9 protein-coding genes are annotated in these 15,382 nt (G+C 36.6%); all 9 read left to right on the top strand.

The window, feature by feature from the left end; all coding sequences use genetic code 11:
• Positions 1–359 precede the first annotated feature (359 nt).
• The 9 genes from tnpA (at position 360) to ACDJ58_RS14680 (ending at position 14,176) form a co-directional block, all read left to right on the top strand.
• A complete protein-coding gene (gene tnpA / locus ACDJ58_RS14720; RefSeq protein WP_413372396.1) occupies positions 360–833 on the top strand; it encodes an IS200/IS605 family transposase in 474 nt (157 codons plus the stop codon).
• A 635-nt stretch (positions 834–1,468) separates the two neighbouring features.
• A complete protein-coding gene (locus tag ACDJ58_RS14715; protein WP_413379118.1) occupies positions 1,469–2,326 on the top strand; it encodes a restriction endonuclease PLD domain-containing protein in 858 nt (285 codons plus the stop codon).
• 674 nt (positions 2,327–3,000) lie between these two features.
• Positions 3,001–3,807, top strand: coding sequence for a Shedu anti-phage system protein SduA domain-containing protein (locus tag ACDJ58_RS14710; RefSeq protein ID WP_413379116.1), 807 nt, complete (start codon positions 3,001–3,003; stop codon positions 3,805–3,807).
• Positions 3,808–4,080: 273 nt separating this feature from the next.
• Positions 4,081–4,443 (top strand): hypothetical protein, encoded by a 363-nt coding sequence (locus ACDJ58_RS14705; protein ID WP_413379114.1) that lies wholly within the window; start codon positions 4,081–4,083, stop codon positions 4,441–4,443.
• 1,531 nt (positions 4,444–5,974) lie between these two features.
• Entirely contained in the window at positions 5,975–6,529 is a 555-nt protein-coding gene (locus tag ACDJ58_RS14700; RefSeq protein ID WP_413379112.1) for a hypothetical protein, read from the top strand.
• A gap of 444 nt (positions 6,530–6,973) precedes the next feature.
• A complete protein-coding gene (locus ACDJ58_RS14695; protein ID WP_413379110.1) occupies positions 6,974–7,792 on the top strand; it encodes a hypothetical protein in 819 nt (272 codons plus the stop codon).
• A 443-nt stretch (positions 7,793–8,235) separates the two neighbouring features.
• Positions 8,236–9,219: a hypothetical protein gene (locus ACDJ58_RS14690; RefSeq protein WP_413379108.1), complete on the top strand. Its 984-nt coding sequence runs from the start codon at positions 8,236–8,238 to the stop codon at positions 9,217–9,219.
• A gap of 1,239 nt (positions 9,220–10,458) precedes the next feature.
• Positions 10,459–12,279: a hypothetical protein gene (locus ACDJ58_RS14685; protein WP_413379106.1), complete on the top strand. Its 1,821-nt coding sequence runs from the start codon at positions 10,459–10,461 to the stop codon at positions 12,277–12,279.
• Positions 12,280–13,492: 1,213 nt separating this feature from the next.
• Complete coding sequence (locus ACDJ58_RS14680) at positions 13,493–14,176, top strand: hypothetical protein (RefSeq protein ID WP_413379104.1); 684 nt, start codon at positions 13,493–13,495, stop codon at positions 14,174–14,176.
• The last annotated feature ends 1,206 nt before the right edge of the window (positions 14,177–15,382 follow it).

The raw sequence follows: 15,382 nt of genomic DNA, 5'->3' as shown, positions 1-15,382 counted from the left end.
AAGGTAAAATAAGAGTAGTGATCCCAATGCAGTATAAGTAGATTAAAAATAATATAATAGTCAGATTGGCTGTAAGGATTGTCCAATCTAACACATACAAAGCACGGATTTCACTTCTTAAAGGGATTGAAGACGTGCTTTATCTATTTAGGAATAAATTGTCGAGGGACAAGAACATGGTCCCATTGAAGTCGCTATTTTAGCGGCTTTTTTATTTTATGGCTTTAGCCAGTTGAGTGCGTGAAACGCGCGAAACAAAAAACCACCCGCTATGCGGGTGGAGGGATCGAGGGTTTGACCGCCAAGACCATTCCAATAAAATTGAGATGTTCAGGCTCAAAAGAAAGGAATGGTCATTGATGGCAAACAAGAGCTACAGCCTAGCTCACACAAAGTGGATGTGTAAATACCACATTGTGTTTACCCCGAAGTATAGACGGAAAGAAATCTATAATCAAGTAAGGAAAGATTTAATCGAAATTTTCAAACGTTTGTGTAAGTACAAAGGTGTAGAGATTATAGAAGGTCACATGATGCCCGATCATGTCCACATGTTGGTAGCGATTCCACCGAAAATTGCAGTCTCAACGTTCATGGGATATCTAAAGGGAAAAAGTTCGCTCATGATATTCGAAAAACATGCTAAGTTGAAGTATAAATACGGTAATCGAAAGTTTTGGGCAGAAGGGTACTATGTGAGCACAGTGGGTCTAAACGAAGCAACGGTAAGAAAGTATATTCGTGAGCAAGAAGCACATGATCAAGCGGTAGATAAGCTGAGTATAAAAGAATACGAAGATCCATTTAGCAGTAATAGGAGCAAAAAGAAGTAAAACCAGTTTAACTGGTAAGTGAAAGCGGCAAATAACACTGAGCCTGAACAGATTTGCTGTCAGGCTAGCGTCTTTAGGCGCAGTTTGGCAACAGGGGGTTATACCCCAAGAGCAAACCACCCGTTGGACGGGTGGTCATGATTTTATCAGTTCAATATTGAACTATTTGATATTGCAAGATATAACGGATACAATGCTCCAGCCTTATATAAATCGTATGCAATGTCCTATCGAAAATTGAAAGACTACGATAATGAGATAGCAATATTAGATGAGGCCCTCGTACGTTATCCATCGCTAGAATTAAAGGAGCGTCGAGAAAAATCTCTAGAGTTAAGACAAAAAATAAATAGTATAGCCTTTGGCTTGTAATATCCAATTTGATTGAGAACTAAGCACAATTTTCTGACTTTATAAATTGAGAATGAACTATTTAATTAAAAGAAATTTTATGCATTACAATAAGGGCAATTGCCTTGTATAATTATAGGGAGTTAGGAACTGCCCCTATAACGTGAGACAAAAAAACCACCATCAGTTCGCTAACTTTATATGGTGGACTTGATGTCTGGGAAGAGGATTCATCCGAAGTCAAAGGTTTTTTTAGTAACTTAAAGGATAATGACCCTGACTTATTGAGAAAGGCAAATTCGTTGCATTCGTTCCTTTTCAATTGCCTTACGAACTCTATTGCTTTTCGAGTTCATGAAGATAGCAAGTTGCATGGAAAGATTTATATCGCACATAAGAATGGAGTCCCAATCAGGGGGATTATCACTTCTGCGAACTTTACAGACAACGGGCTGAACCAGAATCATGAGTGGGGCGTGCTAGTTGAAGATCAAGAAGCTTTGAAGAAGGTGATTGCCGATATCGGAAAAGTAAGTAGCCATGCACTAACGCGTGAGGAGCTTCAGGGGATTATTAAAAATATTGACAGTTATGCTAAAAATGAAGAAGTACATAAAGTGCCAAAATTTGATCTTGAGGTAGGTCATCTATTTAAGAAAAAAACAGTTGAACTTAAACCAGATGTTCGATATTTTATAAAGCCAGTTGGTTCTTCTGACCGTCCGTTCGAAACTACAAGAAAACTGAACAGTGACTTTGAAAAGATGCACTTCTCTCGGAGACCTACTCCTGTGCGTATAGGGGATATATTAATATGTAATGGAGTTGGTACGACGAAACTTCTAGGTTATTTTGAAGTAATTAGTGAACCCTATATTTGGGATAGTACAAGCCAATGGTCTTGGGAGCTGGAAGTAAAGAATTTATGTCCAGAGTACAGCGAATCTTGGAACACATTCAATAATACGATAGCCAGTATCGTAGCGTCCTATGATCATGTTCATCCTGTAACTAATGTCGGAGGAAGTACTCTTGGTGCATTACAGTTTGGGCGGGGCAGAATACAACTGACTGAAGAGTTTGCGAAGCATGTTATCGAATTAATGGAAGGTAGTGTGAAAGCAAAGAAGGAGAACAAATAAGAGCCTGGGCGAACATCGACCTTCCTTTGAAAACATGCACCGTCCACCTCGATCATGATGCATGTGCGCATGTCACCAAAATGAAGCACCAAACTGAGCTTGGATGGAAGAAACAGCAAGGTACAGGAAGTTGGGAACCGTTCCTGTCCAAAGAGGAAGCTCTTGATATTTATGATATTAGCTACAAAGAAAAGCTAACACTAACCGAGTGTAGTAACTGCTGCAAATAAAATAATTGAGAGACGGTACAGAGTTCACATGTCGAGTTCTGTACTGCTTTTTCTTGTGCTCGGGGATTATTCTGATTCAGCAGTTATTACAGCACCAACTCTAACAAATGCTGGATCTGCCCGTAAACAGGGTCACATTAAAGGCATTAGTAGAATCTCTTGAAAAGGGACTTTTGAGTTTTTAGGACTCATTGACTGTGAACTAGTTGTAAGTTTGTTGTCACCGGTAGAGTAATACATTGCACAAGAAAGCTCGAATCTTTTGATTAAAGGTGTATGTCGATGAAAGGGCTAAAGATCTGAACAATTTTATCGAAAATCTGGCTTAGTTGTTGAGCTTAATCACGAAACCAAATAACGGCACAATCACATGGATTAATTCAGCAGTTGAGACTAACAGAGAAGATTTATTAAAACTATTATCGGTTAGACGGGGGACTACGAATGAAAGCAACTGATAGAGATTATTCTGTCTTAACACCTGATGAGGAACTTGAATATGCAAGAATGCTAGAAGAAGAAAAAGTTGAGAAGCGTGGGAAGCTAAACATTAGGGTCAATTTATTTAGAAAATATCCCAAGGCTGCGAGGCATTTTTTGAGTCTCTTCCCTAATAATTATCTTGATATTGTTGATTTGGAGAATGAACGTGGTATAAAGATCTTCTTAAACCAGCTTTCAGACCAATTGGACGATGGCACATTATCTGATGAGCGTGATATTGCACGATATATAAAAGAAAACGGTGCGTATTATTTTATTGGCTCAATATTAAATTACTATGATTTCGGACATCACGAGGCATACATTTTCCCAGAGTTTCAATTGAGTTCAACCTTTAAGGTTGATTATTTGTTAATCGGGCGTAATTCAGATGGATACTCATTCATATTTGTTGAAATTGAGCATCCTATTAAACAGATAACTTTGGCGGATGGGGAACTTGGCAATGCCTTTAGGAAAGGAATCAAACAAGTTAAGGATTGGAAAAACTGGATAAATGCTAATTCCTCTACATTCACCACTACAATTAAAGGATATAAGCATGCTGAAAAACAGTTACCGGATGAATTTTATTCGTTTGACCCAACGCGATGCCAATACGTTGTAGTAGCTGGTAGAAGAGATGATTTAAACGATACAACACGCAGAATTAGGCGAGAGCACATAGAAGAGCAGAAGATCAGGCTTTTACATTATGACAATATTATCGACAGCACATTGGAAGTAGTTAAGAAAAAGAACTATTAATAGTAGCCTCTAAAGGGCAGTTTAGGACGACTCGTTTGTTGAGTTGAAAGTTGCACTGGCATAATAAACATAATTGTGGTGTTTTATGAAAAACGATGATAGTTATAGGTTAATTCCTTATCTTTTTGAAAATATTCCATATGCTCTACCAACAAACTCATCAAAAAAATTTAAACAACATATTCGAGCTTCGTTAATTGCATATATCACCGAAGACTATGAGTTTGAGAATATTACTGAGATCTTGATAATTTAGCACTAGAGAATTTTGAATTGGACGAGACTGATTACGCAGATCTAGCGCAAGATTTATTAATAGGTACTATTCGATCGATGGAAAATGTCTTAGAGGTCATCGCAAAAAATCCAAAGAATGTTGATGGAGTGCCTCATTATTATCTCGTGATGCAAAAATTGCAAGCAACCTACGAGAGTTGCTTGATATTATTAAGAAACGATTATTATATTGAAGCTTCCCCTTTATTTAGATTAATTTTTGAACAAGTTGCTTGGGCTTATTCAATTGCTGATAAGGACTTAGCGTTCATTGAGAAGTCAATTAAAACAAAGTCAGTAAAGGACTTAAACGACTTAATTCAAGGTTCGTCCAAGATCTATAAAAAAATATACAAATGAAGCTATGAATCTTTCTGAAACAGGACAGTTTTTACATTTCGATGAAAATAACAATATTTATATAAAGAAAAGATCAGGACAGCGCAGTAAAGAAAAAACTTGGATTTGGTGTTTTTATGTAGACTATATATTCTATCTATCGAAAAGATTGCATTACTATTCAATCTATCGGATTACTTAATGAGCAGTATTGAATTATTAAATAATGAAGATTCGGCTACAGTAGAAGAGTATATAGGATCATCAAAGAAAGCAATTCAAATTTCTTACAATTATTTGTCAAAGGGAGAATTTATTGAGGAAAAGGATAAAGTCTTTCTGAGATATAATGATGATATGCTTATTTAGCGTTCTTGGGGAATTGGACTCAGCGTTATCAAAACTAAAGCCCTGAGAGCCTTCAATCGGAGGACTTGGTTTTTTTCCAACGAATTAATACACCACGTCTAGCCACGGCAGGTTATGAGTGGTTTAGTTAGTGTACGCATCCACATGCTATTATGTAGGAAATGATGCATTATGGGGGCATTGAAATGTTGAATCTTGATAAAAGATCTTTGTCGACACACTATCACAGAGATATAACTTTTCACTAATTACGATCAACATGAAGCAAGTTATGTTCCAAGGAATCAGCGGCGGAGGACTCATCGTAGTCTGTACTCCATCATCAAAGATCCATGAGAACGGCAAAGGTTGGTTCAATCTTACGATCTAACTGGTAGAGCTTTTGGACGAAGGAGCCGTTTAGTTAGATTGGAAGGAAACAAAATTTACTACATAGACTTCAAAGAGCTACGAAAATTAATACAGCCGAACCTGATGCTTACGAAAGTTAATGAAGGTGAAAATTGGAAGTTATTCATTCTGGGACAATTATATTCAAGTTCAGGGTAAAGCAAATAAATTCAAAGTATCTCCTGAATAAGTGGCAGGATAGAGGGAGAACACTTTCGACGGTTACGTTCGTAACTATCATACATTCAGCCTAACAATTCATCATGGTAAACACTCATTCACCATGACAGAAATTGAGTATTTTCCCGACTTGGCTCGATGCTGGGGTATTATCCTTTTACGGAAGTCACTTGTAACTATAACATAGGCTTGCAGAAGCAATGACCAGCATTGAAATGTTCGATCGATGGTTTGTCAAACTGGCATTCAAAACATTTCTTCGGCAAAGTGCATATACTATTTTTGATTGCACAGACAGGATTTACTCGATTTCTGTTATTTTGATCGAAGAGCTCATTACTCATTACATTTTCTATACATCAATCACGCGAGCAAAAGAAAATTGAAGATTTAATGGACACCTGAAACGGTGCAAAAAGTTTTAAATAGCTTAGAATTTAAAAATGGGAATAAAGATGTTGCGCTTTTAGGATCAAAATATAGTTTATGAGTATTTTGGTGTTACTACTTAAACATTTATTGACCGCCAGTGGATGAAAAAATAATAAAAGTACCAGAAATCGGTAGACAGCACACTATAAGTACAAATTTAGATACGATAGGGGCTAATAAATTGGGATTAAATACAGAGCATGTAACCACCAGTAAAGAACACATTCACTTGGATGAGTTCGTTCCAAAACCAAGTCAGTTTTTTCAAGAGAAGGTTTATGCTCATGGATTAGATGCCTATCATCAGGGGAAAGAGGATAAACGAGCAGGTGTAATATTTGATAGTCTAGTGGAAGGTATACCAAGCATTCAGATCTGTTGTAGCGGAAACGGTATCTATATAGGTACAATCGGACTGTATGTTGTTGGAGAGATCTTTGTTGTTTCTAACCGTGATATAGCTACTGGAATAGATTCGGCAAATCGACGTTATACTGATATACATACATTCTCATTAGCAAAAATGTTGGTAAATCCTAATGAAGAGATATTTGAGGCAATTGTAGTACCAAGGGAGGTTCGATCCATTTGGATTACAACCGACTGCGATGAAGATAAAAGAGAAACAGCCCAAAGGCTAAGCATGAAGTATCAACTTCCAATTGTAGTTCTTGAACCAAACATAGCAGGTGATGATAGTAAGATTAGACGTTTAAGGGAAGTTACTAAGAGCTAATTCAGTTATCTGTGTTGCAGTTGAGAACCCAATGAAAATTATTATTTGAGAATTCGAAGTATTGTACGGTGAAATAAAATAGTTGTGTAACAAGTCGCTATAAAATAGCCTTTTTTTGTTATGTAATAAGCTTAAGTTCAATTTTTAGAACTGCATATAGTATTAGGGGTAAGTAATTATCATGCGGTACCGGAGTTAGGTTCGTGTGGAACCGACGGAGGAAACGGATCGTGCTCAAGAGATTCAGAAGTCGACTAAGCAAATGAAACAGCACAGTCTTTTGAATTCACACATGACTATTTGGCAAATCACAAAAGTTACTGAGGTTCTTTCTATCTTAGAATATGAATTTAGTGAAAACAGGGCTGCGAAGCAATCCAGCCTTAGACTAGTTTCGCATTTTAACCTTAGTGCGGACACATGATATGAATTGGGGGAACACAGATGGCTATGGCTAAAAGACTACAACCAACTTCTGCAGTTTTGAGAGAATTATATTTGAGATCTGGTAATCAGTGTGCATTTCCTGATTGCATACACACGATCGTCAATAGTGATGGGAATTATGTTGGACAGATTTGCCATATTGAAGCCGCCGAAGAAGGCGGGCAACGATTTAATCCTAATCAAACAAATGAGGAGAGAAGAGCTCTCTCAAATTTGATGTTGTTTTGTTATGATCATCACATCAAAACTAATGATGTTCAAACATATACAGTTGAAGTTCTACAGAGAATGAAAAGGGAACATGAGGACAAGTATACTGATATCGTAGGCCAATTACAGCGTTCTATTAGTGACTTAACCGGGCAACAGACTTTTCTCTACTCTGAAAGCGGTGAACGTTTCTTTCAATATTTTGGCTGGAATTATAGGGAAGATGAAGCTAAGAGTGTGGTTGAAGATATTAATGGATGGGTCGATAAGCTAAAAATCTTCTCCCCAGATACTCGCCAAGTGTTCTGTCTTATAATTCAACGTTCATCAAAGTTAACATGGGGAACAGGGGCTATAATTCACGAAATTACAGAAATAACAGGGAAAACAACGAGTGAAATTGTAAAACACATAATATTACTCAACAAATATGGATTTGTTTATGAACCAGAAAGAGATGAAGATCTACATGTGGATGTAGTTCTAATGTATGGGACGTCCAAACTTGATTGGCATTTGTGGCTGGATATCAAGGAATTCTGCGAAAAAAATAACATTGATTTGGATGATATTATTATTGATCTAAATTTCACGAAATTAGATTAAGGAATGTGATGGCTAGTCCATTATATTCATGAAAATATAAGAGATAATCAAACAAACTCTGAAGATGTTATAGAAGTAGCTTTTCAATTATACAGTCAAACTCTTCCCATGCTACCGAAAAGCTCCGATAGCGCTACTGTAAGGGAATCTTTTCAAGACTGGTCGCGTATTAAGCTTATGCTGCTTTGGACTGAAGAAATTGCACCTATTTCAAGGATTTTATGGGGGAGCGCAAAACTACTATATTACAGAAATGAAAATGAGGGTGATTTTGAGGATTTTGTCAATACAAAACTCATATCCCTTTTGAAAAGAGAGGGTTAGTGGTCAGATAGCATTGTGCAACAGATTATATTATGATCATAGGAGGAAACCAAATACAACTTGGGATGTAGAACAAACACTGGTAATTACACCAGTCCGTTCTTCAGAAAGGATTGAAAATGAAACCATTTATTTATTTGCCGGATTATCAAAAAGAACCTTACATTGAGAGAATACATAGTTATGTAAAAACATATAAAGAACGCTTGGCTACACAGTTCAATAATATAGATGAAGAGTCGGAGCAAGAAACTGAAAAATATTATTCGGAAATAGGTTCCTATTTCAATCCAGATCGAGATGATCCTGCTGATTTTGCGGAGAGGGCCCGCGACTTCGGTTTTGATTACTGGCAAACCTTAAATTTGATGAAATACAACACATATATGATGACTTTATCCACACTATATCAGGTATGGGAGCAGCAAGTTCGAGAGTTATCTTTTAAGGAAATTACTCGATATCATCATTTTGTAGATAAAAAAGGTATGAAACTGGAATTCAAAAATTTTTGTACCACATTTGGAGAAATAAAAACTCTTTTTTTGAACAGTGATTGGCAACCAACTTCTATAACATCCTGGGATACAATTAATGAGCTCCGATTAGTTCAAAATGTGATTAAGCATGGGGATGGGGCCGCAGCTGATCAGTTAAAAAGTATTCAACCTGGTTATTTTAGAGATGTTAATGGAAAGTTGATTATGGATCTATATAGTAGCACGCTCAATGAAATTGCCTTATCCATTCCTGATACGGCAATAGATCGGTACAGAGAAGCTTTAGTAGAGTTTTGGGAGGAAATGCCGGAGCGTGTTCATTTCACAATAGAAACAGCCCCTGTACGGATAAAGGGACCTATAACCTTGGAAGAGGAGACAGTCACAGATATATGGGGACATTACGTGGAGAACCATAAACTAATACCAGGATGTACTATTCAGATTCGGTTTCAAAAGAAATGGATATCTGGAACATATCAGTGGACCGGAAATCCGGCGGATAAACCGGAACTTCACAATAAAAATTCATCAGAAATTCTTACCTTCGACCTCAATCATCAGATTACTTTGGAAGTACAAAACTTAGGTTCACAGTCATAATGCCAAACGTGCAATGAGAGGTATCATAAATTTATATCTACGGTTAACTGTCAGGCGCTGGTTTTTCAACAACGTCTGACTTTTTTTGTAGCCTAATTCATTTAAATTGGAGTCTATCCCAAACGATGCAGACACTTTTTCATAAATTATAAGATAGTTGATTGAAAATCAAACAGATTTGTGGAAGTTCGAAAAGATTTTAGGGGGGGGTTATAGTATAGGTAATCGTACACAATTCATCGATCAAAACCATGGAATGATGTCCGTTGAGATTTTTTCGTTTACTATGCATTGACTATAGAATAAGTAGAAGCGAAGGATTAACCTATGATTATTTTAATTAGGCCACTAATACAAGTGATGAGATGAAATTACCTCTACCAGAAATAACCGAATACGATTCGGGAGGTACCTCCACTTAATTAGGTAAAGCTAACTGACAGTATGTATATATAATGATTCCGAAGGGTACACTGTATCCAATAACAAAGAAAGATAAATACATACAGTGTGAACAATAATTTGAAAGGTATACTGAATCTGTCGATGGACAAGAACATATACCCCTTGAAGTCGCTAATTTAGCGGCTTTTTTATTTTATCGGTACAAGTTCTTGTCCCAAGCCAAGGACAAGAACTTGTACCGATTGCCGGAATTGACAAGAACATAGTCCGATTACCGATTAGATGGATATCTAAATATAGATCAAATGTACTTAAAACTTCATTATGTATAGCTGACGGGACAAGAGGTTAAACACAGTTGGATTGGTATTAAAAAATGAAGTGTCGAACTGTTGCTTTAACACAGGTGCGGAAGTTCAATGTATGCAAGATAAAAGGGTACACCCAGATCACCCTTCGACGTGTTATGTTCCTTTCATATAGCATGGTAATCCGGTTAACGCCATTGCTAGTGAAATCATCCCCATTGGACGTATAATTCCTTTGAGGAGCGGAAAACATCAACAGAGTGGCTCTACGCATGTGAAACATAAACGTTGCGACCAACGATCTCAAATAGAGGACTTCTAGTAAATCCTAAGATCAGCCATGACAGCACCATTCACTTTTATATCTTAATACCAAAACAGGAGTATCATAGCTATTCTACGCTTTGATTTTATTTCGGCATTATCGTGACTAATTGAAATTGAAAAAGAGGGAAATGTCGGAAAAAGTAGAATTAATGTAAGAGTCAATGAGAGAAGTTTAAAGATAAGGTGAAGGAGTTCATTTATGAGTATAAAAATTTTTAATGATGTAATTGATGTAGCCGTAGTAGGAATAACCAATTCGGGAAAATCGACGTTTATTGCATCAATGATTGATCAACAAAAATTCGGAAATTCACTAACAAAATTACATCAAAATGATGGTGGTTTGACTAAAGTTACAACATTTTATGAGCTATCTGATTGTGATAATCCATCAGTAAGCGAGGTGAAGTTTGATTTAGATAATCTCACACTTAATATAGATAGTAAAGATGTTGTAGGGATGAACGCAAAATTACGCAATATGGACTATAAGGGGTTTAAGATCAACCCTGTTACTGCTTCTGAGGATGGAAGTTTCAAAAAGTCATTGGAAGATAATCTAAAAATAGTTTCCGATAAAATAAAAAATGATTTAAACTATGCAATTTCTATGATTAATAGCTCTAAGGCCGATAAATTAGTGAGTTATATAAAGATAAAGGTGCCTGCATCAAAAAAAGCCTTGGAGATCATGCGTAAATACGGATTTAAGACGGTTATTCTACGTGATACCCGTGGTTTTTTGGATTTGGAACTCAGCGAAAGTAGCAAGAAGCCACCAAGTTTGGCCGAGGCAGGATTGGATGGTATTCAAGCCTGTATCTTTATGAACGGAACAAACCTTACAATGCCTAGTTTGGGTAGAGAAATGTATGGGGAATTTGTAAAATCAATTTTTGAAGCAGTTCCTACGTTTATTATTGAACGCAGCGCAATACTTGGGTCTAAGCTGGAAGATTGTATGAATGACGAAATTAATATCAGCTCCGATATATATAATGATCTTGTTAAAAACAAAAGTGTTATAAAATTGAATTTCAAAGAAATACATAAATTTCTTAAGTCTCTAAGCATAATTGATGAAAATGGTGAGGCAACTAACCAACTAATTAAGACTCATAAGAGAGAACTTCTTTTGCCTGAAGTAGGAGTTTTAACTGACGATGAAATTAACTATGATGAAGAAGAATATCAACGATATGAGTTTTGTTCTTTGGAAGTATTCGATAGACTATTAAGTAGTCTATCTGATTTCAGAACTCTCTTGAATAACATTATTTTGTATTTTGATGATCAAAATAAAGTCAATGATGTCCATGTTGAGTTTTTCAATGTCTTTTACAAAAAGTTATTCACAAGAATAGTCAAAGAGTACTGCGCCTATGAAAAGCACAGTAATTATATTGTTAGACCTGTCACTGAAGGGTACTCTAAAGATAAGCTTTTAAACGATTTGGTACATGGATCTTTACTAGGAAAGAGAGACGGAATAACTACTCCAGCAGTGGATAGACCATATGAGTATGGAGCAACCGGCGTTTTTTCTGTCACGGCTTGGAAAGCAATAAACATGCTTATTTTGGATCTTTCAGAATCAGAAGAGATTATAGGTTCAATTAAGAAACATGTTGAGAATCCAGAAGATAACGGAATATTTAACAAGTATATACTTGAAATTCAACAATGCTTAAAATATGTATTGCAAAATTCATTTACTGATGTGCGTGCCAATTTTGCCGGTTACCCGATTGTTGATCGGTTTATTGTGGTAAATGCCATTGAAAATGCAAAGAACAAGTGGAAGACAGAATACTCTTTGAAATTTGGGGAAGAGGCAATAGATAATGTGTTCATTATCAAAGTAAAAGAGGAATTAGATAGGATTAGTGTATCGGATTACGTTAGGTTTTCTCAGCTGTATCAGTTTTTTTATAATACAATAGATCAATACTTTGGATACGTATCCACGAATCATAATTACGTTGAAACAGAAAACAAGCATCATTATTCAATGACGTAATAGCTTTAATGTCGAGGGGCACAAGAACATATTCCTTTTTAAGTCGCTATTTTAGCGGCTTTTTTTATTTTATCGGTACCGAAATATCGAAATCAAACTAGCTGCTGAGAACAAGAACATGTTCCTATTGCCGGTTAGGCATATATCTAATCGTCATCTCGCCCTTCAATTCATTAAACTAACGGGCAGGTACAGAATGGATTATGATCAAAAGACCAACTTCAACGCTGAACCGATCCTTGTACAATCAGGTATCAAATATAAATATAAACTTTTATCAAGGTCAAACTAGGTTTGGAAGTTCTAAATTATTTAACGGATAGGAGGATGACCTGAATGTCCGTTTATCACAGCGAATCTCAAAGTGAAAAAGATTGTGACACAAAAACCAACGGGGATTACACAATTGAAATTGATGGGAATATTATGAAGATACTAAAGTAAAGAAAACAGGCCGAACAGTCAGTGGGAATGGAACAGTCTTTTTCGTAGGACAAATGCGAGGCTCAGGTGAGCATGTGGTGTTGGAGCGTCTTATCGGAAACAGTCGGCGCAAGGTATCCACAAGGTGTAAATCACCGTACAGACTCGGCAATTTTTAATACGCATGCAGCATATTTAATAATTTGGTATCTTGCCGTCGGAGCCTCTAATTCCCGCGGTTACCCAAAAAGTATACGGACTTTTAAGCAGTTGATTCTAGATACAGTTGAGTTTGCTGGCCTAATCGAGGGAATTGCTGTAGGAGCTAGCACTTCACAATTGCAGGAGTAACATTTTACCGTACCATGGTTCGTAAAGTGGGAACCCCAAAACAGCCTGAATTTCATCGTTGCGGCTTATTTCAATGTGATTACACAGTCAGAGAACAAAATAGTAGGCATGAAGGATTGAACGATTGCGTAAAGGTCAGGAGCATGAGCGAACTTAGTCCCATTGAAAGTAGCTATTTTAACCGATTTGGTGTGGCAGGACTATTGATTGGACAGTTGCTTTATTTGCATCAAATTTTTTAATTCGGTTGAACTAACGGGAAACGATAGCTAAGTCAAAGAACAAGGCAGCCAGTGTTTGTGGTCGGCTTTCTTGTTCAAGCATGTAATATAACTTAATTGATTTAATCCATCATTTAGAAAATTCTCTGATAAACATTGCGAATATCAGAAGAAGATAAGAATAAGTATAGAGAGTTGAAAGATTGGAGGAGGAATATATGTGGTTATCCCCAAAAGTATTTCAATGGCGGGCTGAAATTGATGGCTCCTATTGTAATGAACCAACTTTGTATAAGAGACCTTATGAGATTTGGAAACATGCGGAACGCATACTAAACAGACAAGCCAACCATTTTCAAAGAGTGGACGCGATATGTGCTTTAAAAAGAGCGGTTAATAGTAGACTGAATACACTACAAAATGAGTACAAGTTCAACTTAATTCCACTATCGGATGTACCAAAGAAGCCATTACAGCAATTAGAGTATTTCGGCATAATACGACCATTTATACTGAATAAATTAATAGACATTAGAAACCAGATAGAACACGAAGATATGAATCCTCCTACATTAGTTCAGTGTAGGGAGTTTTTAGATGTTTCATGGTACTTCTTGAAGGCAACTGATAGCTACGTTCACTATATTACAGATGGATACTGCTTGATTTTGGAGAGTAATGACGAAACTGAGGCAGTATCTTTGAGAATGGAAACTAGTCCCGAGAAGAATTGGGACTTAGAAATTTCCATTTGGTTGCCAGATGAGAGTCCTTACATCTCTAAGGAGTTAAGAGATGGATGGTTACAACTTTCAAATGCTAGTAAGTGCGGACTGTACACCATTGCCCCTGGAGGATTTCACAAAGGTATTTATGAAGCTTACTTTACAGCAATTCATTAGTTAATTATTAGAGTTCCTGACGGTGCCTCAGAACGTCAATCCCCCGTAGAAAATTATGTGGCGTTATCTTGATAGCGCCACGTAGGATTCTGAAATGAAATAAGCCTTGTTGGATTCACGATGCTAGTAGCGAGCGAATCCAGCAGCCTATTTCACTTTAAAAGTCACAGACTTTACTGAAGATGTTAGAGGGAGAGCTGAGATCTGAGCAATGTGGTTCCAGAAAAGAACTTATCAAGTGATTATTGAGTCACATACCAATAATGATACTGATGGTGGCTTCTGTATTACTGTGGACAGATACGCATTTCAATAAACTTATGTAGAATAAAAAATGCCAGAACGAGAACAACGTACTGCATTTTTGTTTTTTTATTACTTAGCGTAGTGTAACATCGTTTTTTTATCAAATTGTGCACTACTCATTTCGAAAAAATATTGGCTCTTCGCTCTATTGAATGGGTAGACCCAGGTAAAATAGTTTCATAGATCAGCTACATGTTGAAAGATTGGATTGGTTAAAATCTCGTATAAAAGGAGAGGAGGAAACACGGGTTTATCTCCTCCGTGCCGCAAGAGACGTTGGAAATATACACTCTGGCATAATCATATCCAGCCTTCTGATTCCAAGAATTTCCTGAACTAGTGAGTTTTTACGCGAAATTATTTCAACTAACCCGGCATTTAGTTGAATAGGGGCTGCATACGTTCTTAAAAATTTTCCGATAAACCTCCGCATATGAAAACTTAAATTGTTCTAGTAATTTTTTATTTTCAGGTAAGGCAACATTGGTAAGTTTCAGCGCAGCTTCTTCATGAATGACAAGGAAAAGGTGATAAGAGTCCTCAGGGAAATTGAACTCAACTTAATTACGCATAACTCCAGTTAGACGTGGACAAACGTATGGAAGGACCAGGAGATAATGTCCCTAGAATGATATATGAGTGAAGATATGCGGCAGCAAACAAATATGAGATAAACTCCCGATGATAATTTTTTTATCTGAAATGTATATTTAATCAAATAATGTGTTAGAATAATATCATCTAAAAGTTCAACATCGAATCCAAAGCAAAGAATGAGTATACATTATCTAATCAAAAAGCGCCGATCTCAGAAAGACGAGATTCGGCGCATTTGGGTATACAGACATTTAGTCAAAATACGGATTTTGTGTAATAGTCTAAGAAAAACCGCATAGTGCC

Source organism: Paenibacillus taichungensis, assembly GCF_047302525.1.
GTDB lineage: Bacteria > Bacillota > Bacilli > Paenibacillales > Paenibacillaceae > Paenibacillus > Paenibacillus taichungensis_B.
Note: the sequence above shows the minus strand (reverse complement) of the source record. Positions and strands in the feature narration are given on the sequence as shown.